Annotated in this window: 24 protein-coding genes; 16 read left to right on the forward strand and 8 right to left on the reverse strand. The window is 42.3% G+C overall.

What is annotated here, in order from left to right; translation table 11 throughout:
• Positions 1 to 28: 28 nt before the first annotated feature.
• The 7 genes from copZ to JJ692_RS05615 all read left to right on the forward strand — a co-directional run bounded on the left by copZ (position 29) and on the right by JJ692_RS05615 (position 8,361).
• Positions 29 to 235 carry a copper chaperone CopZ gene (gene copZ, locus JJ692_RS05590; protein ID WP_024423475.1) on the forward strand — a complete coding sequence of 69 codons (207 nt, stop codon included), beginning with the start codon at positions 29 to 31 and terminating at the stop codon, positions 233 to 235.
• 80 nt (positions 236 to 315) lie between these two features.
• On the forward strand, positions 316 to 2,751 hold the full coding sequence (locus JJ692_RS05595; protein WP_073207451.1) for a heavy metal translocating P-type ATPase: 2,436 nt from the start codon (positions 316 to 318) through the stop codon (positions 2,749 to 2,751).
• Positions 2,748 to 2,882, forward strand: coding sequence for a hypothetical protein (locus tag JJ692_RS19110; RefSeq protein WP_257802443.1), 135 nt, complete (start codon positions 2,748 to 2,750; stop codon positions 2,880 to 2,882). Before JJ692_RS05595 ends, JJ692_RS19110 begins: the two co-directional genes overlap by 4 nt.
• 375 nt (positions 2,883 to 3,257) lie before the next feature.
• Positions 3,258 to 4,535, forward strand: a complete 1,278-nt coding sequence (locus tag JJ692_RS05600) for a cation:dicarboxylate symporter family transporter (protein ID WP_024423473.1) — start codon at positions 3,258 to 3,260, stop codon at positions 4,533 to 4,535.
• Positions 4,536 to 4,553: 18 nt separating this feature from the next.
• Positions 4,554 to 5,999: an aspartate ammonia-lyase gene (gene aspA / locus JJ692_RS05605; RefSeq protein WP_024426050.1), complete on the forward strand. Its 1,446-nt coding sequence runs from the start codon at positions 4,554 to 4,556 to the stop codon at positions 5,997 to 5,999.
• 116 nt (positions 6,000 to 6,115) lie between these two features.
• Positions 6,116 to 7,432: an ATP-binding protein gene (locus tag JJ692_RS05610; RefSeq protein WP_206534313.1), complete on the forward strand. Its 1,317-nt coding sequence runs from the start codon at positions 6,116 to 6,118 to the stop codon at positions 7,430 to 7,432.
• A complete protein-coding gene (locus JJ692_RS05615) occupies positions 7,429 to 8,361 on the forward strand; it encodes a response regulator (protein WP_034280916.1) in 933 nt (310 codons plus the stop codon). The genes JJ692_RS05610 and JJ692_RS05615 overlap by 4 nt, the downstream gene beginning before the upstream one ends.
• A gap of 19 nt (positions 8,362 to 8,380) precedes the next feature.
• Here the strand turns inward: JJ692_RS05615 and JJ692_RS05620 are convergent, their stop codons facing one another.
• Positions 8,381 to 8,986: a TetR/AcrR family transcriptional regulator gene (locus tag JJ692_RS05620; protein WP_044331364.1), complete on the reverse strand. Its 606-nt coding sequence runs from the start codon at positions 8,984 to 8,986 to the stop codon at positions 8,381 to 8,383.
• An 88-nt stretch (positions 8,987 to 9,074) separates the two neighbouring features.
• On the opposite strand from JJ692_RS05620, the gene JJ692_RS05625 reads away from it, so the two are divergent.
• Positions 9,075 to 9,623, forward strand: a complete 549-nt coding sequence (locus JJ692_RS05625) for a hypothetical protein (protein ID WP_073207449.1) — start codon at positions 9,075 to 9,077, stop codon at positions 9,621 to 9,623.
• 37 nt (positions 9,624 to 9,660) lie between these two features.
• Here JJ692_RS05625 and JJ692_RS05630 read toward each other — a convergent pair whose 3' ends face one another.
• The 3 genes from JJ692_RS05630 to JJ692_RS05640 are packed head-to-tail and all read right to left on the reverse strand — an operon-like array spanning position 9,661 to position 12,228.
• On the reverse strand, positions 9,661 to 10,599 hold the full coding sequence (locus JJ692_RS05630; protein ID WP_206534314.1) for a metal ABC transporter substrate-binding protein: 939 nt from the start codon (positions 10,597 to 10,599) through the stop codon (positions 9,661 to 9,663).
• Positions 10,600 to 10,612: 13 nt separating this feature from the next.
• Entirely contained in the window at positions 10,613 to 11,485 is an 873-nt protein-coding gene (locus JJ692_RS05635; RefSeq protein WP_024423468.1) for a metal ABC transporter permease, read from the reverse strand.
• Complete coding sequence (locus JJ692_RS05640) at positions 11,485 to 12,228, reverse strand: metal ABC transporter ATP-binding protein (protein WP_206534315.1); 744 nt, start codon at positions 12,226 to 12,228, stop codon at positions 11,485 to 11,487. The genes JJ692_RS05635 and JJ692_RS05640 overlap by 1 nt, the downstream gene beginning before the upstream one ends.
• Before the next feature lie 412 nt (positions 12,229 to 12,640).
• Here JJ692_RS05640 and JJ692_RS05645 point away from each other — a divergent pair, with 412 nt between their 5' ends.
• From JJ692_RS05645 to JJ692_RS05675, 7 genes are all read left to right on the forward strand, one after another.
• Positions 12,641 to 14,740, forward strand: a complete 2,100-nt coding sequence (locus tag JJ692_RS05645) for a heavy metal translocating P-type ATPase (RefSeq protein WP_025094106.1) — start codon at positions 12,641 to 12,643, stop codon at positions 14,738 to 14,740.
• A 141-nt stretch (positions 14,741 to 14,881) separates the two neighbouring features.
• A complete protein-coding gene (locus JJ692_RS05650; protein ID WP_024423465.1) occupies positions 14,882 to 15,568 on the forward strand; it encodes a DsbA family protein in 687 nt (228 codons plus the stop codon).
• On the forward strand, positions 15,565 to 15,978 hold the full coding sequence (locus JJ692_RS05655) for a disulfide oxidoreductase (protein WP_024423464.1): 414 nt from the start codon (positions 15,565 to 15,567) through the stop codon (positions 15,976 to 15,978). Before JJ692_RS05650 ends, JJ692_RS05655 begins: the two co-directional genes overlap by 4 nt.
• Before the next feature lie 149 nt (positions 15,979 to 16,127).
• Positions 16,128 to 16,739: a trimeric intracellular cation channel family protein gene (locus JJ692_RS05660; RefSeq protein ID WP_024423463.1), complete on the forward strand. Its 612-nt coding sequence runs from the start codon at positions 16,128 to 16,130 to the stop codon at positions 16,737 to 16,739.
• Positions 16,740 to 17,052: 313 nt separating this feature from the next.
• Complete coding sequence (locus JJ692_RS05665) at positions 17,053 to 19,068, forward strand: Na+/H+ antiporter (RefSeq protein WP_133744570.1); 2,016 nt, start codon at positions 17,053 to 17,055, stop codon at positions 19,066 to 19,068.
• A gap of 64 nt (positions 19,069 to 19,132) precedes the next feature.
• A complete protein-coding gene (locus tag JJ692_RS05670; protein ID WP_073208404.1) occupies positions 19,133 to 20,002 on the forward strand; it encodes an ROK family protein in 870 nt (289 codons plus the stop codon).
• Between the two features lie 69 nt (positions 20,003 to 20,071).
• On the forward strand, positions 20,072 to 20,917 hold the full coding sequence (locus JJ692_RS05675) for an aldo/keto reductase (protein WP_073207440.1): 846 nt from the start codon (positions 20,072 to 20,074) through the stop codon (positions 20,915 to 20,917).
• A gap of 39 nt (positions 20,918 to 20,956) precedes the next feature.
• Here JJ692_RS05675 and modB read toward each other — a convergent pair whose 3' ends face one another.
• From modB to JJ692_RS05695, 4 genes are all read right to left on the reverse strand, one after another.
• Complete coding sequence (gene modB / locus JJ692_RS05680; RefSeq protein ID WP_073207437.1) at positions 20,957 to 21,622, reverse strand: molybdate ABC transporter permease subunit; 666 nt, start codon at positions 21,620 to 21,622, stop codon at positions 20,957 to 20,959.
• Complete coding sequence (gene modA / locus JJ692_RS05685) at positions 21,622 to 22,398, reverse strand: molybdate ABC transporter substrate-binding protein (RefSeq protein ID WP_206534316.1); 777 nt, start codon at positions 22,396 to 22,398, stop codon at positions 21,622 to 21,624. Before modA ends, modB begins: the two co-directional genes overlap by 1 nt.
• Before the next feature lie 114 nt (positions 22,399 to 22,512).
• Positions 22,513 to 24,363, reverse strand: coding sequence for an LTA synthase family protein (locus tag JJ692_RS05690; protein WP_024423457.1), 1,851 nt, complete (start codon positions 24,361 to 24,363; stop codon positions 22,513 to 22,515).
• Between the two features lie 124 nt (positions 24,364 to 24,487).
• Complete coding sequence (locus JJ692_RS05695; protein ID WP_024423456.1) at positions 24,488 to 24,973, reverse strand: metal-dependent hydrolase; 486 nt, start codon at positions 24,971 to 24,973, stop codon at positions 24,488 to 24,490.
• 171 nt (positions 24,974 to 25,144) lie between these two features.
• On the opposite strand from JJ692_RS05695, the gene JJ692_RS05700 reads away from it, so the two are divergent.
• Positions 25,145 to 25,573: a MarR family winged helix-turn-helix transcriptional regulator gene (locus JJ692_RS05700; RefSeq protein WP_024423455.1), complete on the forward strand. Its 429-nt coding sequence runs from the start codon at positions 25,145 to 25,147 to the stop codon at positions 25,571 to 25,573.
• The last annotated feature ends 39 nt before the right edge of the window (positions 25,574 to 25,612 follow it).

Genomic DNA, 25,612 nt, shown 5'->3' on the forward strand with positions numbered 1-25,612 from the left:
AGAAAATGATTGATGGAGGCGATGAGAAGTGGAACAAGCAACACTTCAAGTGCAGGGCATGTCTTGCGGACATTGCGTGAAAGCAGTCGAAGGAAATGTAGGAGAATTAGCAGGTGTTGAATCTGTGAAAGTCCATTTAGACAAAGGACAGGTGGAGGTTTCATTTCACCCAGATCAAGTCACGTTACACCGTATCTCCGATGTGATTGAGGAACAGGGATATGATGTTGTATAAATAAGTAGACGTGCTGCAAAACAGCACGTATTTTTTTCAAAATATAATACCCCCATGGAGTATGTGGAGAGGTGAGATCAATGAAAAAGGAAATTGATTTTCAAATTACGGGGATGACCTGTGCTGCCTGTGCAGGCCGCATCGAAAAAGGATTGAACAGGCTGGAAGGTGTGGAGAATGCCAGTGTGAATTTGGCGCTTGAAACTTCCCATATCGTCTATGAAACAGAGAAGTTAACCCAAGATGATTTGAAGCGAAAAGTTCAATCTCTTGGCTATGATGTGGTGATGGAGCAAGCAGAATTTGATATAGAGGGAATGACCTGTGCAGCTTGTGCAAACCGAATCGAGAAAAAAATTAACCGAATGGACGGTGTCGATCACGGGTCTGTAAACTTTGCCCTTGAGACACTTCAAGTCACATATCATCCGGGCCAAACGTCTGCAAATGACATAAAAGATGCGGTGCAGTCTATTGGGTATTCTTTAATAGAACCAGATGCAGATCAAGCGGAGGAAGGAAAAAAAGATCACCGGCAAGCTGCAATAGAAAAGCAAACGGCACGCTTTTTATTCTCGATGATTTTATCACTGCCGCTACTTTGGGCAATGGTCAGCCATTTTTCTTTTACGTCCTTTATTTGGCTGCCAGAAGCTTTTATGAATCCATGGGTACAGCTGGCGTTAGCAGCGCCGGTGCAGTTCATTGTCGGCTGGCCCTTTTATGTAGGGGCTTATAAGGCTTTAAGAAATAAAAGTGCCAACATGGATGTTCTTGTCGCACTTGGGACATCTGCCGCGTTTTTCTATAGTTTATATGAAAGCATTCAGTCAGCGATTAGGGGCACACATGAGGCAGCCCTCTATTATGAAACAAGTGCTGTCCTCATTACGTTGATCGTGCTCGGAAAATTAATGGAAGCAAGAGCAAAAGGAAGATCATCAGAAGCGATTCAAAAGCTGATGGGCTTACAGGCGAAAGAAGCGGTTATCGAGCGAGATGGCAAACAGATGACTGTGCCTATTTCTGACGTGAAAGTGAATGATCTTGTGTTTGTCAAACCCGGGGAAAAAGTGCCGGTAGATGGAGAAATCATAGAAGGGACAACCGCAATAGATGAGTCCATGATTACAGGAGAAAGTCTGCCTGTTGATAAAACAGCAGGAGATATGGTCATCGGGGCAACGATCAATAAAAATGGATTTATCAAAATAAAAGCGACAAAAGTCGGAAAAGAGACCGCTCTTTCACAGATTATCCGAGTCGTAGAACAAGCGCAGGGCTCAAAAGCACCGATTCAAAGAATGGCAGATCACATATCAGGGATATTTGTTCCTATTGTTGTAGGAATTGCTGTGCTCACATTCCTCATATGGTTTTTCTTTGTTGATCCAGGAAATGTGACGTCAGCACTTGAAACCTTTATAGCCGTCATTGTCATCGCATGTCCGTGTGCGCTCGGCCTTGCGACACCAACCTCTATTATGGCTGGCAGCGGCCGTGCGGCTGAATCAGGCATTCTGTTTAAAGGCGGGGAGCATTTAGAAGTGACTCAATCACTCGATACGGTGGTGTTAGATAAAACAGGGACTGTGACAAAAGGGGAGCCTAGTCTGACAGATGTGCTGGCATATGCCGATTGGACAGAAGAGGCGCTGCTGCAGCTAGCAGGATCGGCAGAGCAGCAGTCGGAACACCCGCTTGCCCAAGCGATCACAGACGGTATGAAGAAACAAGGTCATGAAGCGGTCGAGATTGAAGCCTTCCAAGCAGATCCAGGTCATGGAATTGAAGCAATAGCCGCTGGGCACAAGCTTTTCATTGGCACACGGAAGCTATTACAGAAACATCATATCCAATATGATCAAGTTGAAGCATCTGTCACAACGCTGGAGGAACAAGGAAAAACGGCTATGCTCGTTGCGATTGACGGCGAAGTCGCCGGCATTGTAGCAGTGGCAGATACGATCAAATCATCCTCTCCTCAAGCCATCGCTCGTCTGAAAGAGCAGGGGATTCACGTTGTGATGATGACAGGTGATAATAAACTAACAGCAGAAGCGATTGCGAAACAGGCGGGCATTGATCATGTCATTGCTGAAGTGCTTCCTGAAGAAAAAGCGGCTCACATTGCGGCACTTCAGGAACAAGGAAAAAAAGTCGCCATGGTCGGAGACGGTATCAATGATGCCCCAGCTCTTGCAACAGCGAATATTGGGATGGCTGTGGGAACAGGGACAGACGTTGCCATGGAAGCAGCAGATATTACGCTCATGACAGGAGATCTCCATGCCATTGCAGATGCGCTGGAATTTAGTAAAAAAACAATGAGAAACATTAAACAAAACCTATTTTGGGCGCTTGCCTATAACTGTATTGGGATACCGATTGCTGCATTTGGTTTCCTTGCGCCATGGCTTGCAGGAGCAGCAATGGCCTTTAGTTCCGTGTCCGTTGTGCTGAATGCGCTCAGATTGCAGCGATTGAAGCCAGTTAGAGAGGGAGTGGCAGAATGAAGCTGAATGTCAAATGGATTTGGACCGTTAGTGCATTGTTCTACGTTGCTCTTGTGCTCATTGGATATACGATTTATGATGAATCTTATCAAAATCAAAATTCACCAAGTGAACAGATGCAAAATCATTAAGACTTCGCTTTTGGCGAAGTCTTAGAATATATAGACAACGTGTTAAAATGATTTTGTTTTAACACGTTGTCTTCTTTTCAGCGTGATAGAAAAAACCTTGAAGTCTAGGAAAGGTCGAGCACCAGCGCGGAGCGAATAGACATTCGTGAGCACTGACGCACAGACCTGACAAAGAATGCGAGGGTTTGTCTACACGCTGGGACTTCGCTTTTGGCGAAGTCTTTTTTTTACAATATTGTGGAAAAACCCACCTTTTTAAAGATTTTTCATAAAAAATTCACTTCTTTTTGTTCCTTTTTGTCGTTTTTTGTAGGTTCGTCGTTAAGATGCGATTAAGCAACAAAGAAAGCGTTATCAAAAAAAGGGGGTTCACGTATGAAAAAGTTAGGGTTAGCTTCTCAAATACTCATTGCACTTGTTCTGGGTGTTGTCGTGGGAGCGCTGTTTTATCAAAATGAAACCGTTATTAATGTGTTAACGCCGATTGGCGATATATTTATCCATTTAATTAAAATGATCGTTCTTCCAATTGTTATTGCTGCATTGATTGTAGCAGTTGCAGGTGTTGGAGATATGAAAACAATCGGAAGACTCGGCGGAAAAACCATTCTTTACTTCGAGATTGTGACAACGATTGCATTAGCAGTTGGACTGCTTGCAGCAAACGTCTTCCATCCTGGTACAGGAATTGATATGAGCAACATGGAGAAAGGCGATATCTCTAAATATGAAGAGACATCTAAGGCTTCTTCTGAAAAAGCGACTTTCTCTGAAACGTTGGTGCATCTTGTACCAACAAACGTTTTCCAATCTATTGCAGAAGGTGATCTATTACCAACCATCTTCTTTACAGTCTTATTCGGATTAGGAATTGCCGCAGTAGGAGACAAAGGAAAACCAGTATTAGGATTCTTTGAGGGGATACTCGAAGCGATGTTCTGGGTGACCAATAAAGTGATGAAGTTTGCACCATTTGGTGTATTCGCGCTCATCAGTGTGACGGTGATCAAATTCGGGGTCGGAGCGCTTCTCCCGCTAGGTAAACTGGTACTTGTTGTTTACGGTACAATGGCATTCTTCGTCATTGTTGTACTTGGAATTATTGCGAAAATGGCTGGAACAAGCGTCTTTACACTATTTAAAGTATTAAAAGAAGAAATCATTCTTGCATTCTCAACAGCAAGTTCAGAAGCTGTACTGCCTAGATTAATGGACAAAATGGAGAAGTTCGGCTGCCCGAAAGCGATCACGTCGTTCGTTATTCCAACAGGCTACACCTTTAACTTAGATGGAAGTGCCATCTATCAATCCATTGCTGCGATATTTGTTGCACAAATGTACGGCATGCCGCTTTCAATCTATGAGCAAATTACGTTACTATTAATTTTAATGCTGACATCTAAAGGAATGGCTGGTGTACCAGGTGCATCAATCGTTGTTGTCATCACAACTCTTGGTGCTATGGGACTGCCGCTTGAAGGACTTGCCTTCATCGTTGGGATCGACCGACTTCTTGACATGGTTCGTACAACAGTGAACGTATTTGGTAACTCACTTGCAGCCATTGTCATGTCTAAGTGGGAAAAAGTTTTTGATCAAGAGAAATCGAAGAAGTATATTGAGGAATTAAAACAACAAACAAAAGCAGCGTAAAAAAGGAGATCTTTTCAAATGACGAAGCTACAGGACAAGCAAGTTCGAATCGAACGTGACTTTCTAGGTGAAAAGGAAGTAGACACTCAAGCATATTATGGAATTCAAACATTACGTGCAGTGGAGAACTTTCCAATTACAGGCTACCGTATTCATGAGGAACTCATCAAAGCATTAGGGATTGTCAAAAAGGCAGCCGCACTTGCAAATATGGATACACAGCGACTATATTCTGGTCTTGGAGAAAAAATTGTTCAAGCCGCAGATGAGGTCATCGAAGGAAAATGGAACAATCAATTTATTGTCGATCCAATTCAAGGCGGGGCTGGCACTTCAATGAATATGAATGCCAATGAAGTCATTGCAAACAGAGCGCTTGAACTACTAGGAAAGGAAAAAGGCGCTTATACTGAGCTAAGTCCAAACACGCATGTGAACATGTCGCAGTCAACAAACGACGTTTTCCCAACAGCGATTCATATTTCAACATTGAATATGATTGAAAAACTACTTTATACGATGGAAAACATGCATCAAGTCATGACCGAAAAAGCGCAGGAATTCGATCATGTCATCAAAATGGGACGCACGCATCTTCAGGACGCTGTTCCAATCAGACTTGGACAAGAGTTTAGTGCGTATGCAAAAGTTCTTGCTCGTGATATTAAACGTATCAAGCAGTCTAGACAGCATTTATATGAAGTCAATATGGGTGCAACAGCAGTCGGAACTGGATTGAATGCAGATCCTAAATATATTCGCCAAGTGGTTGGCTACCTATCTGACATTAGCGGATTACCGTTAGTTGGCGCTGAAGACTTAGTCGATGCAACGCAAAATACGGATGCTTATACAGAAGTATCGGCTGCACTTAAAGTATGTATGATGAACATGTCCAAAATGGCGAACGATATTCGTCTGATGGCTTCAGGTCCAAGAGCAGGCTTTGGTGAGCTGCACCTGCCGCCGAGACAGCCAGGTTCATCTATCATGCCAGGGAAAGTTAACCCAGTTATGCCTGAGGTCATGAACCAAGTGGCTTTCCAAGTCATTGGGAATGATCACACAATCTGTCTTGCATCAGAGGCTGGCCAGCTTGAACTAAATGTTATGGAACCAGTGTTAGTGTTCAACCTGCTTCAATCTCTCAGCATGATGAAAAATGTATTCGAGTCCTTCGTGGACAACTGCTTGCGTGACCTAAAAGCAGATGAATCTAGATTAAAAGAATATGTAGAAAAGAGTGCCGGTGTCATGACGGCGGTGAACCCGCATATTGGTTATGAAGCGGCTGCACGAATTGCAAGAGAAGCTATCCTTACAGGCGCATCTGTACGTGAGCTTTGTCTGCAAAATGATGTGTTAACAGAGGAAGAGCTTGATGTCATCTTAAATCCTTTTGAAATGACAAAACCAGGTATTGCTGGCGCATCACTTTTAGAAAAGGATCGTTTAGAAGATTAAGCGGCATCATGAGAAGCGCACACCGGCAAAGTTCCGGTGTGCGCTTTTTCATGGAGGTTTGTTTTTCTTTAGCTCACATAGTATACTATCGTCAATTATTAGGGATGTGACTGCGTTTGAATCTACTGAAAAAATGGCTGAATACAGAGCCTTATTTAATTGTGCTGCTCATTGTACTGACGCCGATTGGCGGAGAGTTTAAATTTTATCCGTTTGAGGACAGCTTTCGGGTCAGCTTTGGAACCGTTGTCTTTTTCTTTATCCTGCTTCAAATGAAAAGATTTCCGGCATGGGCAAGCGGCATCATCGCTGGGATATCTGTTTTTGCGTTTCGCGTGCTGCTTGATACAGCTGTGACAGGGCATCTTCCGCTGGAAGAGGCAGTTTCATTAAGATTTCCTTCCCTGCTTTATTATGTTGTCTATGGCACACTCTTTTATTTATTGAAGGTCAGACGTTTCCGCGATCAGCCATGGCTGATTGGAGCAACAGGCATCGTCATGGAGCTGTGCGCAAGCGTTGTTGAAATCATCGCACTTCGAGGCACGATGGATGAAATTTTAACGGTGAGGACGCTGTTTCAATTATTTGTTTTGGCGATATTCAGAAGCTTTTTCGTGTTGGCTTGTTATACAATGATTCGCTTATATGAAGAGCAGGCGAGAGAGCGTCAGATGAAAAAGGAAAAGGAACATCTGCTGATGCTTCTGTCTAACCTTTACACAGAATCTACATATTTTCATAAAACACTCGCACATGCTGAGCATATTACGGCCACATCCTATCAATTGTATCAATCCCTTCACCACGCAAAGGATGCGGAATCATTGGATTTGAAAAAGCTCGGTAAAACCGCCTTGCAGATTGCAGGAGAGGTGCATGAAATCAAAAAGGATAACCAGCGGATTTTTTCTGCCTTATCAAAGCTGATTCATGAGGAAAACTTCCAGGCTTATGAGAGTCCTTCTCATATCGCTGGGCTTGTTATTCGCATTCATGAAAATTATGCAGAATCTCTTAAAAAAAACATCGTCTTTCATTATGATGAAGATGGAAAGCATCCCGCCTATCACGTGTATACCATTCTATCTTTGTTAAATAACATCGTATCCAACGCTGTTGAAGCCATTCCTGTAGAAGGAGAGGTGTCACTTTCTATTTCACAGAAAGAAAACCACGTGATTTTTCAAATCAGCGACAACGGGCCTGGCATAAAAGAACGTAATCATCATGTGATTTTTAAACCGGGCTTCACTTTAAAATACGATCAGGCTGGGAATCCATCGAGCGGTATCGGGCTTGCCTATGTAAAGGATACAGCGGAGAAGCTTGGCGGAAGTGTTGAGATGAAGAGTATCCCAAATGAACAAACGATTTTCACATTAACGATACCAGTAGATCAAGTCAGTAGAAAAGAGGGGATTGGGAGATGAGATTTTTTATTGTTGATGATGATGAAGCCGTTCGTTCTTCACTGGCTCAGCTCATTGAAGATGAAGAGCTTGGCATTGTGGCCGGGGAAGCAGAGGATGGCGCAGAGTTAACAGCCAGCTACTTAAATGATTTGCACATTGATATCTTATGTATTGATCTATTGATGCCGGAAAGGGACGGGCTTGAAACGATTCGAGCGATCAAGGATGAGTTTCATGGGAAATACTTAATGCTGTCACAGGTTGAAACAAAGGAATTAATCGGACAGGCGTATACGCTTGGCGTCGAATATTATGTGACAAAGCCGATCAATCGTGTAGAGGTCTTAAGTGTCCTCCATCTCATGATTGAACGTCTTCATTTAGAGCATTCAATTGAAAATATTCAGCACTCACTCAAATCGGTCATGCAATTTCAGCAGCGCGGTCAGACGAAAACGAAGCAGCGGGGGAAAAGTCTTGCAGAGGCGGGGCAGTTTTTGCTGGCGGAGCTTGGTATTGTGGGGGAGAAGGGGTCTAAAGATTTATTAGATATGATTCTGTTTACAGACCAGTATTTAGCGCTGCATGCTGATCATCATGATTCCTTTCCTTCTTTAAAGATCATTTTCACTGGGATTACAGAGGATAAGTTAAGTGAGCCCTACACATCGGCAGACATCGCAAGAGAAGCAAAGGCAGCCGAACAACGGGTAAGACGTGCGATCAACCAATCATTAAAGCACATCGCATCACTTGGGCTAACCGATTTTTCTCATCCAACGTTTGAAAATTACGCATCTAAATTTTTCGATTTCACCATCGTACGAAAGAAAATGAGTGAATTGACAAAAGAGATGAGCGGAAGAGAAGAACACACCCGCATCAATGTGAAGAAATTTGTGCAGGTGCTTTACTACGAAGCGAAACGTATTTTTATGGAAGATTAAAAAAAGACATGCTCTCCAATTAAGGAGACATGTCTTTTTTTGTGATGGATTGCAGGTGCATCTGCAGTACGGAGCGTATGAGCTGAGGCGGTATACGTTCGGGCTGCACGATTCCATTCAATGCAAGCCCATTGATGACCGCATAAAGCCGCTCAGTTTCTAATAAAAGATCGATATCAGTTAGCAGAAGCCCATCCTCTTTCAATTTCATTAAACAATATTGCACCGTTTGGAAAAGCTCGTCATACATCTTTGCATTGAGCGGCTGTAGATCTGGTTCAGTCAGCGCCTTGACTGTAAAAGCCTGCCACACCTCCATTTCAAATTTTCGTTCTTCATCAAGTGGAAGAAGCTGCTCCAATAAAGTGAGGACATTTTCCTCCGTTGAACCGTTTAATGAAAGCCCTGTAATCCGCTCCTTGACTCTTTCCTGAATTAAATGCATAGAGAAGAGAAATAACTCTTGCTGTGTGGAAAAATAATGACGCATAGAGCCGGCTGAAATTCCAGCTTCGACTGCTATTTTTCGTACAGAAGCGTTTTCCAATCCCTCTTGTTTAATCACTCTCATTGCAGCTTGAGCGACCTTTTGTTTTTGTTTATGGTGATCGACGATTTTTGGCATACATTGATTTTAGCATAGCTGTTGTTTTTTTAACACAGTTGTGTTATTTTTTATTTAATACAATTGTGTTAAAAAGGATGTGGGGAAATTGGTCGGGTTATTGATTGTGGCATGTGAAATTGGTTTTTGGCTGTTTATTCTAATGGGCTTAACGCTTCGTTATGTGTTTAAACAGAAAAAGTGGGGTGCTTTTTTTCTTGTCTGTACGCCAGTTTTAGATCTCATCCTTCTTGCGGCTACTTATATAGATTTAAGGCAAGGGGCTGTGGCGAGTGTCATCCACGGGCTTGCGGCTGTTTATATCGGTGTAAGTCTGGCATTTGGACATCAAATGGTGAAATGGGCAGATGTCCGGTTTGCCTATCGATTTGCAGGAGGCCCGAAGCCAAAGGGAAAACCAAAGTATGGTAAGGAGCGGTCTATGTATGAAATGGTCGGCTGGGTGCGGCATGTCATTTCTTATGTCATCGGAGCGGGGCTGTTATATGGTTTGACCTATCTCATCCAAGCACCTGAACGGACGGAAGCGCTGATGCAGCTTGTCAATACATGGGGAATGATCCTAGCCATTGATTTTGTCATTAGCATCAGCTACGTCATTTGGCCGAAAAAACATCCAGAAAATATAACAGGCTGACAAAAAAGACAGGTAGATTCACTCCACCTGTCTTTTCTTATGATGACAGCCCTTTGTAAATGGTGTCTATATTCCATTTCATCATCTTATAGTAGCTGTCTCCATCTTCACCTTTTTTTCCAATAGAGTCCGTGAAGACTTTTCCTTTGATTGGAACCCCAGTTTCCTCAGAGAGGCTTTCAAGACTACGTTTATCAACACTTGTTTCAAGAAAGAGAGCAGGAACTTGATGATCTTTAACAAAATGAATGATGCGCTTCATTTGTCCAGGTGTTCCTTCACTTTCTGTGTTGATCTCCCAAATGTAACCGGCTTTCAGACCATACGCCTCTGCAAAATACTTGAATGCTCCTTCACTCGTCACTAGGAGCTTTTTGTCTTTTGGCAGCTGATCAAACTTGTCTTTTGCTTCATCGTGAAGCGCTTGAAGCTTTTTGATATAGGCTTCTGCATTTTTTTCGTAATCCTCTTTATGTTCAGGGTCCGCTTGAATAAGCGCATCTCGGGCATTTTGGGCATAAAGGATCCCATTCTCAACATTCAGCCATGCGTGAGGGTCCTGCTGGCTTTCAAGGCCTTTTGAGGACAAATGCTTCACTTTGACGCCTTTACTCAGCTCGGCTACAGGTGCATCATCCCCGTCCTTGCCGCTCGATTCAAGCAGCTTTTGAAACCAGCCGTTCCCTGTTTCAAGGTTCAAGCCATTATATAGAACAAGGTCTGCATCCGTCGTATACTGAACATCCTTTGGCAGTGGGTCAAATTCGTGTGGATCTGTACCAATGGGAACAATGCTGTGAATAGAAACATGCTGCCCGCCTACTTCCTTCACAATGTCATAAAGAATGGAGTAGGTCGTGACAACTTTTAATGTGCCGTCATCTTTACCGGAATTACTTTGCTTGGTCGAACAGCCTGCGATGATCATAAGGGCAATGAATACTGCGGTCAAACGGATAGCAAATACCTTCTTCATATATGTCCTCCTTTTACATAGACGCTTCCTTTTTTAAGTGCGTTCGTTTTCGTTTAGATTTTAATGATCTCCATAGAATGCCTTGCTTTGGTGAAAAGATAAAGGCACTGCCGAATAAAATGGTCGCGACCAGCACGATGGAAGCGCCAGATGACAAGTTATACGTAAAACTAAGCCCAAGACCTACGACAGCAGAAACAGCACCGAAAAAAGCAGATAAATAAATCATGATCCATAGCCGGTCCGTTAAGAGATAAGCGGTGGCTGCCGGCGTGATCAGCATGGCAACGACAAGAATAATCCCAACGGTTTGCAGTGATGCAACGGTCACAAGGGTCAATAAGGTCATGAGAAAATAATGAATCATACGATTCGGCAAACCGTAAACCGAAGAAATGACCGGATCAAATGAACTAATGAGCAGTTCCTTGTAGAAAACAATGACGGCTAGCAAAATAAAAATACCGATTCCCAGTGTAATCCACATATCAGATGATCGAACAGCTAGAACGTTTCCAAATAGAATATGATATAGATCACTTGAACTTTTCAAAAATGTGATCAAAATAATTCCGATTGAGAAAAAGGCTGTAAAGACAATGCCGATGGCAGAATCATTTTTTATGCGGCTGTTTTGACTCACATAACCGATCCCAATCGCTGTTAACACGCCAGTTAAAACGGCCCCGAAGAAAAAGTTAATTCCAAGCATATAAGAGATGGCGACCCCTGGCAGTACGGCGTGAGAAATGGCGTCTCCCATCAGGGCCATGCCGCGTAAAATGATAAAGCAGCCGATAACGCCGCAAATGATGCCTACCATGACGGATGTAAATAGCGCTTTTTGTAAAAAAGCATATTCAAAGAGTCCGGTTAAAAATTCCATTACACGTCTCCTCCTGCTGATTTTAAGAATGGCAGCTGTGTTTCATATGCTTCCAGCATGATCTCTGGGCGAAGGATGTCGTGTACAGGCCCTGCTTTGATGAGCTTTTTATTTAACAGAACAAGATGGCTGAAATAATCATCTGCCTTACTCAAATCATGATGGACAATCAAAATGGTTTTCCCTTCATCTCGTAATTCCTTCAAAATGCGAACCATTGTTTCTTCACTTGCCATATCAATCCCGACAAATGGTTCATCCAAACAGAAGAGCTGTGCGTTTTGAGCGAGTGCCCTTGCAAGGAAGACACGCTGCTGCTGTCCGCCGGATAACTCACCGATTTGTCTTTTGGCAAAGTCCTGCATCCCGACTTTTTCTAAACAGTGATACGCATATGCCCGGTCTTCTTTTTTTGGACGTTTGATTAGTCCGAGCTTCGGATATGTTCCAAGTAGTACAGTATCCAGTACATGAATCGGAAACGTCCAATCTAAATCATTTCTCTGCGGTACATAGGCGATCTGTTTTCTGACGTGTTTAAAGGGCTGTTCAAAAAAACGAATATCCCCTTGGTCTTTTTCAATGAGATCCAAACATGCCTTGAGTAACGTCGATTTACCAGCACCATTTGGACCGATGATTCCTGTCATTGTCCCTTCCTGTATGGAAAGAGAGACATTCTCTAATGCATCCTGTCCGTGATATGAGACATGAAGACGGTCGATTGTTAAAGCATTTGACATCTCTTGCGGCCCCTTTCAATCATCATTGCACTTCCTAAAGATATATGCATACATTAAATAATTTTGACTAAAGGATGAAATGATTCTCTAACGCTAATTTGTTTCCTTAAGGAAACTTTTATTTTATTCTAAGCGTCTGTCCTTCTTTTGTAAAGAGAAAAACTGCAAACGATCGTTTTTATGTTATGCGGGGGGTGGGGGACATGAGCTTGGTTTATTGAAAATCCGTGTGACAGAATTGAACACAAAAAACCAATGATTTCTTCAGAAATGATTGACAGAAGACAAGAACTCCTCATATAATAAAGGTAATCCAATATATGAATATATGCTCATATATAAAGTTTTTGATTTTTAATAGGTTTCATCGATCCAGGGAACGTTACTTATCATATAGAAAAAAGGTGAGAACATGAAAAAAATGAAGGATGAATACGTATTAAGCGGTCTTGATTGTGGAAACTGTGCACGTAAAATTGAAACAGGTGTCAGCAAAATGGATGGCGTTGAAGCTTGTTCCGTTAATTTTGCGACAGGGACATTAACTGTCACACATGCAGATAAGCAAGAAACGATGTCAAAACGTATTGAAAAAACGGTTCAGTCCATCGAACCTCATGTGAGTGTATCACCAAAAGAAGAAGGACATCACCACGATCATGATCATGGGACAAAAAATTTAAAAGCGATTGTGCTCAAATTAATTGGCGGTGCAGTCATTGGAACAGCAGCTTATTTTATACCAGAAGATGGCTTACTGAAATTTATTACGTTTTTCGCAGCGTATTTACTAGTCGGGGGCGATGTGGTTTTTAAAGCGCTGAAAAATATCGTGCGCGGCCAAGTATTTGATGAAAACTTCTTAATGACCATTGCAACAGCTGGCGCTTTTGTCATTCAGCAATATCCAGAGGCACTGGCAGTGATGCTGTTTTACCAAATTGGAGAGCTGTTCCAAGGAGCAGCAGTGAATCGTTCAAGACGATCCATTAGTGAACTAATGAATATTCGCCCTGAATATGCGAATCTCAAAGTAGGAAATGAAACGAAAAAAGTGAAGCCGGAAGAAGTAAAAGTCGGTGACCGTATCGTCGTAAAACCGGGCGAAAAAATTCCACTTGATGGTCTCGTCATTGAAGGCTTTTCACTCGTGGATACCTCTGCATTAACAGGTGAGTCTGTGCCGCGGGATGTAGAAGCAGGGAAAGAAGTTCTTGCAGGATTTGTGAATCAAAACGGTATTCTTGAAATTGAAGTGCAAAAAGGGCTAAGCGAATCGGCAGTGACGAAAATTTTAGATTTGGTTGAAAATGCGAGCAGCCGAAAAGCACAGACAGAAAACTTTATCACAAAGTTTGCAAAATACTATACACCGGCTGTCGTAGTATTGGCATTGCTGCTTGCCTTTGTGCCGCCGCTTCTCATTCCATCAGCTCAATTGTCTGACTGGGTTTACCGGGCACTCGTTTTCCTTGTGATTTCTTGTCCTTGTGCGCTTGTCGTGTCCATCCCATTAGGGTTCTTCGGGGGAATTGGGGCAGCTTCTAAACGAGGTATCCTTGTAAAAGGCAGTAACTATCTAGAAGCACTAAACTCTGTGAGCTATGCTGTATTTGATAAGACGGGCACACTCACAAAAGGAAACTTTACAGTGACCAATATCGTGACAACGAGCGACAAGTGGTCAGAAGAAGAGCTGCTTTCTTTTGCAGCTTTAGCAGAAGCCCACTCCTCACATCCGATTGCTGAATCAATTAAAGCGGCATATGGTTCGCCGCTTGATGAAAGCAAGATCGAAGCATATGAAGATATTGCGGGACATGGAATTAAAGCAACCATCAGTGGTTCCCAAGTGTTAGCGGGTAATCATCGCTTGATGGAACGAGAAGGCATTTCATATGAAAAAGAAAAACGAAGCGGAACGGTTGTGTACATGGCCATTAACGGTGAGTTTGCCGGATCGATCTTGATTGCAGATGAATTAAAGGATGATGCAATTGAAGCCGTCTCAGCTCTAAAAGCATCTGGCATTCAAACAGTCATGCTGACTGGTGATGCCAAGCAAGTTGGAACAGCGGTCGCCCAGCAAATTGGCATTGATGAAGTACATGCCGAATTATTACCGCAGGATAAAGTAACGAAATTAGAAGAAATTGATCAGAAAAAAGCGCCTCAAGAAAAATTATTATTTGTTGGGGACGGCATTAATGATACACCGGTATTAGCAAGAGCAGACATAGGAATTGCGATGGGCGGACTTGGTTCAGATGCAGCGGTAGAAGCGGCTGATATCGTCATTATGACAGACCAGCCGTCAAAAGTAGCAGAAGCCATCGCTGTCGCTAAACGAACAAGAAGAATTGTATGGCAGAATATTGCTTTTGCTCTTGGGGTTAAAGGGGTTTTCCTATTACTCGGAGCATTTGGAATTGCGACCATGTGGGAAGCCGTCTTCTCGGATGTCGGTGTGACTGTACTCGCTGTTTTAAATGCCATGAGGGTAATGAAATAAAATTGTTAGGAAAAATTCATGAATACCATCTTTCATAATGAATCCCCTCTTGTTAAAATAGAAGAAGTTGGATAATGGCATTATTCTAAGCTATTATCCTTTTTCTTTTGAAGGAATGAAAAAGATAAGGTAGGTGCTTATGTGAGTAAAAAAAATAATCAATCATCATCCATTAAATTTGCTGTCATTTTAACCATTATCGCAGCTCTTCTCATCGGAATATTCGTCGTCATTGGAAATAACAACAGCAAAGAAGCACAAACGGTTGACAGTAAGCCTTCTATTAAAGGACAGCCTGTCATGGGAGATAAAAACGCAGCCGTACAAATTGTCGAGTTTGGGGATTATAAATGTCCATCATGTAAATCATTTGAAACAGACATTTTCCCAAAGCTGAAAGCGGACTACATAGATAAAGGCGATGTATCATTTTCGTTTATTAACTTGCCACTTCCTGTTCATGGAGATGGCGCAGTGCTGGCAGCACTAGCTTCTGAAGAAGTGTGGAAAGAAGATCCGAAAAACTTTTGGGCATTTCATGAAGCTGTCTATCAAGCACAGCCAGATAGTGAAGCAGAATGGGTCACGCCTGCTAAGCTGACAGAGCTAGCGAAAAAGACAACAAAAATAGATACGGACAAGCTTAAAGATAACCTATCAAAGAAAACATATCAGCCGCAGCTGAACACAGACGATCAGCTTGTGAACCAATATAAAGTGAATGCAACACCAACTCTTTTCATTAACAATAAACAAGTTGAAAACTTTTATGACTATGATGAAATCAAAGAATTAATTGATCAAGAGCTCAAAGGGAAAAAATCATGAAGAATAAGCTTGTTTACTTATACAGTGCTTGGATCGTTTCTATCGTTGCGACGATGAGCAGCCTGTATTTAAGTGAAGTAAAGAAGTTTATCCCATGCGATATGTGCTGGTTTCAGCGCATTTTCATGTACCCGCTCGTGCTTTTACTTGGAATTGCGACATTCAGAGGCGATGTGAAAGTGAAATATTACGTTCTGCCTTTGGCTGTGATTGGCGCTTGTTTTTCTATCTATCATTATATGGAACAAAAGATACCTGGCTTTGCATCGATTCGCCCTTGCCTGAGCGGTATTCCTTGTTCCGTTGATTATTTGAACTGGTTTGGTTTTATCACCATTCCACTGCTAGCCCTTATTGCATTTATTCTCATCATCATTAGTATGCTGCTGTTAAATGCAAAAGAAGATTGAAAGAGATAGCCTGCTTATAAGCGGGTTATTTTTTATTTTTGCAAAAAGATAAAATTTAAAGAAAATTTGTATTGCTTTTCACCTGTGTCAGATATACATTAAGGGAGTAGTGTTAGATGATCAGATAAAGGTAAGGAGATAAGCGGAAAATGGCATGGGAAGTCTTAAGTATCATTGGCATTGTCGCATTCGCTATTAGTGGCGCGATTGTGGCAATGGAGGAAGAGTACGATATTCTTGGTGTGTACATTTTAGGGATTGTGACAGCATTTGGCGGTGGAGCGATTCGGAATCTATTAATTGGTCTGCCGGTGTCTGCTTTATGGTCACAGGGCAAAATGTTTACGATTGCCCTTGTATCCATTACGATTGTGTTTCTTTTTCCAAAGCTTTTGCTCAAGCATTGGAGCACATGGGGGAATTTCTCAGATGCGATCGGTTTAGCAGCGTTTGCGATTCAAGGCGCATTATTTGCTGTGCAAAGAGAACTCCCGCTCAGTGCAGTTATTGTGGCAGCCATTTTGACTGGAAGCGGCGGCGGAATTGTGCGTGATTTATTAGCAGGGCGGAAGCCGCTTGTGCTAAAAGCAGAGATTTACGCCGTATGGGCAGCCCTTGGCGGCTTATTCGTCGGACTCGGCTTAGCGCAAGGAGAGCTTGCTTTATATCTGCTGTTTGTCATCCTCGTCGTATGCAGGGTTTGTTCCTACTTATTCAAATGGCGTCTTCCCGCCAGATCTTATTTTTTAAATAAAGGGTAAAACGAAAAAAGGGCGATTCCGCTCTTTTTTTGTGTTTAATAAGAGCTGAATATCAGCAGATGATGGAGTTTTCGTGTAAAATAAAAGCAGGGTCTTTTGTTCATCATTTGAACAATACATATGATGAAAATTTTGTCAGCTGGCTGAATATCTAGATTCAGCCTTTTTTTGCCTAGATGGATTGTTATGTGTTGGTTTCACTTTTTGCGGAATACTAAAGAAGCACTTCTGAGCGGACGGATGGATGAAATGAACACATCTTTGCATGTAAGCAAAACTTGACGAAAAATATACATAGGAGGGACATGTACTAGTGGAGATTTTTTTGGCAGTGCTCGTACTACTGGCACTCATTGCAGTATCTAATATTATCAATCGTTTTGTCCCCTTTATTCCCGTTCCGTTAATTCAAGTGGGCTTAGGAATATTGGTGGCAGCTTTTCCTTCAGGTTTACATATTTCTTTAAATCCTGAACTTTTCTTCGTTCTATTTATTGCGCCGCTGTTATTTAATGACGGGAAGCGTACCCCAAGGGATGAGCTATGGAAATTAAGAGCACCGATTCTTCTTTTAGCGCTTGGGTTAGTGTTTGCGACCGTCATTGTAGCGGGATATACCATTCATTGGATGATTCCAAGCATACCGCTTCCAGCCGCATTTGCGCTTGCAGCAATTTTATCACCGACAGATGTGGTGGCAGTAAGTGCTTTATCCAGCCGTGTGAATATGCCAAAGGGCATCATGAGACTGCTGGAAGGCGAAGGGTTGATGAACGATGCATCAGGACTTGTCGCCTTTAAATTTGCCATTGCCGCAACGGTGACGGGAGCATTTTCAATTGCTCAGGCATCCTTTAGTTTTGTACTGATTGCAGCAGGCGGGTTATTGACTGGATTTATTCTATCCTTTTTTATCATTCGTTTTCGCTATTTTCTCCGCCGTTTAGGAATGGACGATGTCACAATGCATATCATCCTGCAAATCCTTACACCATTTGTGATTTATTTAGCAGCGGAAGAAATCGGTGTATCCGGAATTTTAGCCGTTGTGGCTGGCGGTGTGACACATGCTATTGAGCAAGACCGAATGGAAGCGAATTTAGCCAAACTGCAAATTGCTTCATCAAACACATGGAATATTATTTTATTTATTTTAAACGGACTTGTTTTCGTCATACTTGGATTGCAGATTCCAGATGTATCTACAGTTATTTTCCAAGATGAATCCTTTAACAACATGCAGGTCATTAGCTACATCTTAATTATTACGCTATGTCTCATGGTGCTGCGGTTCTTATGGGTATGGCTGTTCTGGGCAGGAAAATGGAGTGCAACTAAAAAGCAGAATGTGAAAAAGCCGAAGTTTCGCGCCTCGATGCTCATGACATTCTCTGGTGTCCGCGGGGCTGTGACATTAGCCGGTGCCTTCTCTATCCCATTTACGCTCGCGGACGGATCACCATTTCCAGAGCGGCATTTGATTATCTTCCTCGCAGCAGGCGTCATCTTATGTACACTCATTTTAGCCAGTGTGTTACTGCCTCTTTTATCTGAGAAAAAAGACAAACAAGTCGACGTGGACTTGGATACAAAGATTCAGCATGCGAAACGGAAGCTGCTGAGAAGCGCTATTAAAACGTTAAAAGAAGGGATGAATGAGGACAATAGGGAAGTATCCCTTGCACTCATCAATGATTACCGAATGAAGCTGAGAAATATCCAGCGTGAACCATACCAATTCGGGATGAGAAAACAAGAGCGAAAAATCAGACTGCACGGCATCAAAGCAGAACAGATGAAACTTCAACAATTAATTGATGAAGAGAAAATTGACAAGGAAGAAGCCTATGAGCTACAAGAGAGATTTCATGAGCTGGAAATGCTGTACTCAAACTCCTTCAAAATTCGTTTTTCAAAGGTGAAGTTTCTCCGCTTGCTTCAATGGCTACAATTATGGCGGCCGAATCAGCACATTTCAAGCGGTATTTTAGAAAAAGAGGACGCGTACAAACAAATCCGTAAGAAAACGGCTGAGGCTGCGGTAGACTCGATCAAACAGCATATGACAGATGAAAACCAGCAAACGTGCCACCAAGTGATTGGTTTTTACAATCAAGTGATTTACCGCTGTGAACACGGTCCAAGCTTCTTCCAGCAAAAAGACCGTTCATTTGATCGGAAGAAAAAAGAGCTTAACTTCCAAGCTGTACAGTCGATTCGAAATGAAATTCAAACCTTATATGAAGATGGTGAGATCAACCGTGATATTGCCCATCATTTAAGGGAGTATATCAATGACATGGAAGCTGTTCTGCTCACCAATACGTGATGTTGTCATCTTCTCCCTCGTGTTTTATGATGAAGAAAGAGAACGAACAGAGGGGAGATCAATGATGGCCTATTATGGAGCAATTGAAGCTGGAGGTACAAAATTTTGTTGTGCAATCGGCAATGAGCGTGGAGACATCTTAGAGGAAATGACGATTCCAACAGAGCACCCAGAGAAAACAATACAGCAGCTTATTCCATTTTTTAAGCAGCATGACATTTTAGCATTAGGGGTTGGCTCCTTTGGACCCATTTGTGTTCAAAAGGATGATCCTTCATACGGTTATATCATGAACACGCCGAAAGTGGAGTGGAAGCATTATCCGTTCATTCCTGAGCTTGAGAAGCAATTAGGTGTTCCAGTATCCTTTACAACAGATGTCAATGCCGCAGCACTAGGTGAATTAACAAAAGGGGCAGCCAAAGGGCTAAGCAGCTGTTTGTATATCACGGTCGGTACAGGCATTGGTGCGGGAGCTGTCGTGAAAAATGAGCTTCTACACGGCCATTCACATCCTGAGATGGGACATATCCTTATCAGACAGGATGAATCAGATCCGTTTGCAGGTGTCTGTCCGGCACATGGAAATTGCTTAGAAGGGCTGGCAGCTGGACCAGCGATTGAGAAAAGGTGGGGAAAACCCGCCAAAGAGCTTACGCAGGAAGAAGCGGTTTGGGCACTTGAAGCGGATTATTTAGCGCAGGCGCTTATGCAGTACTCACTCATTTTAAGCCCAGAGCGCATCATCATGGGCGGAGGCGTCATGAAGCAAAAGCAGCTATTCCCACTCATTCGAGAGAAGCTGGCTGCTTATGTCAATGATTATGTGGATCTGCCGCCGCTTGATACATACATTGTCTCCCCCGGGCTTGAGGACAAGGCTGGCATGACAGGTGCACTGCTCTTAGCCGTCGAAGCGAAGAGAAACGCCTGATAATAGAGTTTTGAAACACAACATGAGATAATGAAAGAGATGGAATCTATAAAAAAGGTGGTTGTTAAAATGGTCAAAAGCTTGAATGATACCGTAACATTGAATAACGGAGTCGAAATGCCTTGGTTTGGTTTAGGTGTATTCAAAGTGGAGGACGGCAATCAAGTGGTAGATGCCGTAAAAGCAGCCATACTAAACGGATATCGCAGCATTGATACGGCAGCTGTTTATAAAAATGAGACAGGCGTAGGAAAAGCGATTAAAGAATCTGGCGTGAAACGAGAAGACTTATTTATCACATCTAAAGTATGGAACACAGATCAAGGCTATGAAAAAGCGCTTGAAGCGTTTGACGCAAGCTTAAACCGATTAGGTCTTGATTACTTAGACCTCTATTTGATTCATTGGCCTGGACCAAATGCAGATACATTTAAAGACACATGGCGTGCACTTGAGAAGCTTTATAAAGATGGGAAAGTCAGAGCCATTGGAGTCAGCAACTTCTACATTCAGCATTTAGAAGAGCTGTTAAAAGATGCTGAGGTTGTTCCAGCTGTGAACCAAGTTGAATTTCATCCGAAACTGACACTTGTTGAACTGCGTCAATATGCAAAGGAAAAAGGCATTCAGATTGAGGCATGGTCTCCGCTGATGCAAGGGAAGCTATTAGATCATGACGTATTGAAAGACATTGCTGCACGCTACAACAAATCTGTTGCTCAAGTCATCTTGCGCTGGGATCTGCAAAGCGGTGTCGTGACAATTCCAAAATCAATCAATGAAGAACGCATTAAACAAAATGCAGACATCTTTGACTTCGAGCTTTCCAAAGAAGACATGGAAAAAATCGATGCATTAAACAATAACGAACGCGTCGGCTCAAATCCAGAGACGATGACGGTTGGGTTTGAATAAATAATAAAATCCTCTTTCTTATATGAGAAAGAGGATTTTTTACGTACTGCTTCGGCGCACAGCCAAGAGCATGATAAAAGATAGGATCACAATACAAATCGTCCAAGCCCAAGCAAGCTCCATTCGTCCAGAATCAATTGCCACATAGATAGCGGTTGGGAGTGTTTGCGTTTTTCCTGGGATGTTGCCGGCAAACATTAAGGTCGCCCCGAATTCTCCAAGGGCTCTAGCAAAGCTGAGGATGCTGCCTGACAAGAGGGAAGGCAGGGCAAGTGGTACAGTAATATAAGCAAAGACTTGGAATGAATGAGCACCATCTACTTTTGCAGCCCCTTCAATATCTGACTCAATGGTTGAAAATCCGGCTTTTGCTGATTGATACATAAGCGGGAATGCCACAACCGTTGATGCAATTACCGCCGCCCACCATGTAAAAATGACAGGTTGGTGGAAGATCCATTCAATCACGTCTCCTATCATGCTATGCCTTCCGAATATGACGAGCAATAAAAACCCTACAACCGTTGGCGGAAGGACAAGCGGCATCATCAAGAACGTTTCTACGATCATTTTCCCTTTAAATGATGTTCGCGCCATCCAATAACCAATCAATGTACCAAAAACAGTTGCCAGCAGTCCGCTCACAACGGCAACTTGCACAGACAGCCAAATGGGAGATAGGAATTCTTCAGTGAGCATGGGCATTATGTTACTTGAAAGCCGTATTTTTTAAAAATGGATTTGGCTGCTTTTGATTGAAGAAATTCAAAAAAGGACTTGGCTTCCTCTAAATGTTCTGTCCCTTTTATGATCCCTACTGGGTAAATGATCGGGGAGTGCATGTCCTGATTGGCTTCAGCTGCAATCTTTACTTTTTTGGAAACGAGGGCATCTGTCTTATACACAAGACCTGCTTCCACATTTCCTGTTTCTACGTAGCTTAAAACCTGCCGCACATCCTTGCCGTACACAGCATTCTTTTTCACTTGATCCCAGATGTTCAGCTTTGTGAAAATCTCTTTGCCGTATGTACCAGCAGGAACGGATTCAGGTGTGCCAAGAGCAACCTTTCCTTTTATGTGCTGGACGTCTTGAAAGCTTTTAATAGAGGAAGAGTGATCTTTTGGCACAATGAGTACAAGCTCATTTTGGATAGCATCCTTGATAAAATGTTGATCGATGTCTCCAGATTTCACAAGCTCATCAAAGGGCGCTTCAGCTGCTGAGAAAAAGAGATCCGCCTTTGCCCCTTGCGCAATTTGCTGCTTCAATGCGCCGGATGACCCGAAATTATTTGTTAATGTCACATTCGGATGCTCATCATTATAAGTGGATTCAATTTCCTTTAGTGCATCCTGAAGACTTGCCGCAGCTGAAATGACAAGCTCAGTTTTTTTTGTTGTATCCGATGACTTCATCTCTGTTTGACACCCGCTCAGGAGCAAACAGATGGCGATGAAGGCGAAGAACGCATACTTCATGTTCACACCTCTTATTATTCAATATCATCTGTATCCTTTATTATAAGCAAACTTATTTGACCATTCATAGGCTTTCAGTAAAAAGAGAAAAGAAAAGCCGCCAGAAGGCGACTTTTAATGCTGATAAAAACGGAGCAAATTCCCATTGATCACTTTGTCTGATAAGGAAAGCTCTTTATTGGCTTTTTCGATATAAGGCTGACACACCTCATCCTGTTCAACAGGCTCTTTTGTTTTTTGATCATAGCAGGTGTTCTTTGTATAGAGATAATCATTTGTAATAAAGTTTCCGTTTCTCAAAACAGCAAAAGGCGTCCGTTCGTTTGAAAATAAGTCATTGCCAAATTGAATGGCATCCTTCGTTTCAATACCGAGTAAGTGCAGGAGTGTCGGCTTCACGTCGATTTGCCCAGCTGTTTCAGAAATTGTCTGCGGTGCTTGGTCTGTGACTCCCGGAATGTAAATCAAAAAGGGAACCCGCTGCAATTTCACAGCATCAAACGGTGTGATTTCATCTTTATTGAGCAGCTCTGCCATTGCCTGATGATGTGCCTCGGAGATGCCATAGTGATCCCCCATGAGAACAAACATTGTATTGTCATACAGTCCTTCTTCTTTCATACGTTCAAAAAATGTCTTAATGGCTTCATCCTGATAGCGGACGGTCGTCACATAGCGGTTTAAAATGGCGCTGGACGAATCATATTCATCAATCAATTGATCGTTTGGATCGATTTCAAATGGAAAGTGATTGGTCAAGGTAATGAACGTGCTGTAATAAGGTGCCTTCAACTTTTTTAAATAATCAATGGATTGGTCAAAGAAGTCGATATCCTTTAAGCCCCAGCCAGTTGAATTCTGTTCATTGACTTGATACGAATCGACATCATAAAAGCGGTCAATCCCAAACGATTCATACATCACATCACGATTCCAAAACGTTTTATTATTCGCATGAAATTGGACGGATTGATAGTTCTTTTTTTTCAGCTGCTTGTATAACGTGTCGTATTCGTTGTCACTCGCTGTGAAAAAGACAGCGCCGCTGCTAGATGGATAGAGGGAATTTGCGACAATAAACTCTGAATCCGACGTCTTTCCTTGCTCAGTCTGCTGATAAAATTCATCAAAATAAAAACTCTTTTTAGCGAGTTGATTTAAAAAGGGGGTGATGTATTGTCCATTCACCTTTTGATCAACGACAAATTGCTGGGTTGATTCGAGTGAAATGAACACAACGTTCTTGCCTTTAGCAAGTCCAAAGTACTCTTCGTTTGGTGCACTGTAATCAGCCTTTGTGTAGTTAGCTACGGTTGAAAGTGTATCTTCATCTGCAAAGGCTTTTTGTCCAATTCGCGCTGTTTGGGCAGCACCGTCATACAGGTGGAACTGGAACAACCCAAGGTTTCGTACAATCACTTCTCGATCATAAGAGCTTGTCAGAAAACGAGGGTGATCCATCATGGCTGAACTGACATGAAACAATAGAAAGCTGCAGCACACGGCATAATATGTTTTGATCGTCTTGAAGGAGGCTTTTGGTGCTAAAGGTTTACGCTTTAACAGCCATGCCAGTACCACGAAATCAATGAGCATCAGTAAAAACAGCGGGTGGAACAATTCTGTCATACTGCTGCCCATATCCCCCATGTTTTTCGCTTGGAATAATACAGGGATCGTAATGAAATCAATATAAAATCCATAAAAGATCGTATTCGCTATGAGAATCGCCGTCAAAATAAAATTTGCGGTCAATAAAAAAATCTTTTGCTTCTTTTCATTTAAAAAAAGAGCAATCCCAAACAAAGGGAGCAAAAAGCTAAGTGGATTGATCAAAAGCAGCCATTCATGAAACAGATTGGCCGTTCTTATGTGAAATCCGAATTGATATATGATGTATGTTTTCATCCACATGAAGAGGATGGAATACACTAAAAACCAGTGATTTTTGAAGAACGCTTTCATTTATGTAGCTCCTCATCATTCTGTATTCAGCTGCAAGGCAAAAACACTTATCTTAAACCTACTAAAAAAATGAGGAATGATCAATTCATATCCTGTGTTTTTCGGAAAAACTCTTTTTAATTCATTAGAATGGGATGGATATGCCGCAGATGACGGCGATGTAATAGCAGGTAACGACGGTAAGAGCAGCTAGTACGACTTGTTCTCCTGTGCTGCCTGTTTTGACATAGAAGGGAAGACGCACTTTAATGGAAGCTGGAAATAAAAATTTAATCCCGTTCACTGTTCCTGCATCTAGGATGAGATGACTTGCCATCCCGACTAGTAAACCGATACTTAGGCTGTCATTTGGAATGTATGTTGTCGCTAGAAAATAAATGATCAGCAAAAATAATAAACTGTGTGTAAACGTGCGATGACCGAATACACTGCTGATCAGTGCCGAGAGCAGCGGGAATTTTCTGCCGATTTTACTTTTTGTATGGCAAAGATCAGGGATCAGGGCACCAACTGATCCAGCAGCAGCCATCGTCACTGGGTCTAATCCATAATAGTAGGCAACGGCTGTAGAGGCGGCAACTCCGCCCATGATGTGTGTTTTTCCTGTCATGATGCGTACTCCTGTTCTATCTTTAGTTCAAGTACTCACTATATCAAGGGTGGATTCATTCAGCAAGGCTTATTTCTAAAGAAAAAGAGGCCAAAATGGTTGGCTGAATGGAAAAACATTCTATAATAAGGGAGAAGTCATGTTGATACTAACGATAAGGATGCGATTCGGATGGGTAATGCAGACATTTTAAAAGAAATTGTTCTTGTACATTATGAAGTCAGCCGTAAATTAAACCGCAAGTTACTTGAGTTAGAGAAAGACATCACGCCCCCGCAGATATATGCTCTTTCTATTTTGATACAAGGCAAAGTATCACATGCCGAAGAGCTGAAGCAAAGACTTTCTTTAAACCCTGGTGCAGCCTCTATTGCACTCAATAAATTATGTGAGCAGGGTTATATTCAAAGAGAACGGGACAAGGACGATTCATCACTTGTTCGTTTAGAAGTCACGGAAAAAGGGATGGCGATTTATGAAAAGCATACACGTCTTTTCGGAAAAGTGATTCAGCATATGATGTCAGACTTCACAAAGGATGATTTAAAAACCTTTCTGTCGTACTTGCAAAAAATGAGACAGACCTTTCATGATGATTGAGCCTCTTCCCTTGTATAATGCTGAGTGCTGTAGCGCAAA

It is taken from the genome of Bacillus sp. 3a (assembly GCF_017161885.1).
Taxonomy (GTDB): Bacteria; Bacillota; Bacilli; order Bacillales; family Bacillaceae; genus Bacillus; species Bacillus safensis.

What these genes read in the sequence shown, in the direction of transcription:
- JJ692_RS05635 (WP_024423468.1), bottom strand. Translation starts at nt 11,485, where the DNA reads ATGGAATTTTTAACCGGACTCTTTGAATATGCTTTTTTACAAAAAGCG.
- modA (WP_206534316.1), bottom strand. Translation starts at nt 22,398, where the DNA reads ATGAAGTATGCGTTCTTCGCCTTCATCGCCATCTGTTTGCTCCTGAGC.
- JJ692_RS19110 (WP_257802443.1), top strand. Translation starts at nt 2,748, where the DNA reads ATGAAGCTGAATGTCAAATGGATTTGGACCGTTAGTGCATTGTTCTAC.
- JJ692_RS05700 (WP_024423455.1), top strand. Translation starts at nt 25,145, where the DNA reads ATGGGTAATGCAGACATTTTAAAAGAAATTGTTCTTGTACATTATGAA.
- JJ692_RS05645 (WP_025094106.1), top strand. Translation starts at nt 12,641, where the DNA reads ATGAAAAAAATGAAGGATGAATACGTATTAAGCGGTCTTGATTGTGGA.
- JJ692_RS05615 (WP_034280916.1), top strand. Translation starts at nt 7,429, where the DNA reads ATGAGATTTTTTATTGTTGATGATGATGAAGCCGTTCGTTCTTCACTG.
- JJ692_RS05670 (WP_073208404.1), top strand. Translation starts at nt 19,133, where the DNA reads ATGGCCTATTATGGAGCAATTGAAGCTGGAGGTACAAAATTTTGTTGT.
- JJ692_RS05695 (WP_024423456.1), bottom strand. Translation starts at nt 24,973, where the DNA reads ATGACAGGAAAAACACACATCATGGGCGGAGTTGCCGCCTCTACAGCC.
- JJ692_RS05620 (WP_044331364.1), bottom strand. Translation starts at nt 8,986, where the DNA reads ATGCCAAAAATCGTCGATCACCATAAACAAAAACAAAAGGTCGCTCAA.
- JJ692_RS05655 (WP_024423464.1), top strand. Translation starts at nt 15,565, where the DNA reads ATGAAGAATAAGCTTGTTTACTTATACAGTGCTTGGATCGTTTCTATC.
- aspA (WP_024426050.1), top strand. Translation starts at nt 4,554, where the DNA reads ATGACGAAGCTACAGGACAAGCAAGTTCGAATCGAACGTGACTTTCTA.
- JJ692_RS05660 (WP_024423463.1), top strand. Translation starts at nt 16,128, where the DNA reads ATGGCATGGGAAGTCTTAAGTATCATTGGCATTGTCGCATTCGCTATT.
- JJ692_RS05630 (WP_206534314.1), bottom strand. Translation starts at nt 10,599, where the DNA reads ATGAAGAAGGTATTTGCTATCCGTTTGACCGCAGTATTCATTGCCCTT.
- JJ692_RS05595 (WP_073207451.1), top strand. Translation starts at nt 316, where the DNA reads ATGAAAAAGGAAATTGATTTTCAAATTACGGGGATGACCTGTGCTGCC.
- JJ692_RS05690 (WP_024423457.1), bottom strand. Translation starts at nt 24,363, where the DNA reads ATGAAAGCGTTCTTCAAAAATCACTGGTTTTTAGTGTATTCCATCCTC.
- JJ692_RS05600 (WP_024423473.1), top strand. Translation starts at nt 3,258, where the DNA reads ATGAAAAAGTTAGGGTTAGCTTCTCAAATACTCATTGCACTTGTTCTG.
- JJ692_RS05675 (WP_073207440.1), top strand. Translation starts at nt 20,072, where the DNA reads ATGGTCAAAAGCTTGAATGATACCGTAACATTGAATAACGGAGTCGAA.
- modB (WP_073207437.1), bottom strand. Translation starts at nt 21,622, where the DNA reads ATGCCCATGCTCACTGAAGAATTCCTATCTCCCATTTGGCTGTCTGTG.
- JJ692_RS05640 (WP_206534315.1), bottom strand. Translation starts at nt 12,228, where the DNA reads ATGTCAAATGCTTTAACAATCGACCGTCTTCATGTCTCATATCACGGA.